Here is a 434-nt window from a genome sequence, read left to right on the forward strand (position 1 = left end):
GGGCAAGGCGGTACCCGGTCCGGCCGGCCGCCGGCCGATCCCCGTCGAGATCAATTACGAGCACTCGCTCGCGCTCGGCTGCAAGCTGATGGTGGATTCGGTGGAATGCGTGGCGACCGATCTCGCCACCAATCCCGTCGCCGCCATGCGCGTCGGCCTGGAGGGCCACGATCCCCATTATGTCGCGGATCTCCTGGCGGGCACCGTGCCCGACCTGGTGACGCTCGCCGGCCGGCCGAAGGCCAAGCTCGCCGGCATCGGCATCTCCATGCCCGGCGTCATCAACCACGAGCAGACGGCCTGCGTGCGCAGCCACCGCTTCCAATGGGACAATGTTCCGCTCGCCTCGCTGGTGGCCGCCCGCGTCCACGTGCCGGTCTGGCTGGAGGACGATACCAACGCCTATGCCCTCCCCCACCAGCTCTTCGGCCCCG

The 434-nt window shown here is 69.6% G+C and carries 1 protein-coding gene; it reads left to right on the top strand.

Features of this window, described 5'->3' with window-relative positions:
- A partial coding sequence (locus A7X77_RS31825; protein WP_156668228.1) for an ROK family protein occupies positions 1-434 on the top strand: 434 nt, incomplete at both ends.

Origin of the sequence: Rhizobium bangladeshense, from assembly GCF_001662075.1 — a bacterium.
Lineage (GTDB): Bacteria > Pseudomonadota > Alphaproteobacteria > Rhizobiales > Rhizobiaceae > Rhizobium > Rhizobium bangladeshense_B.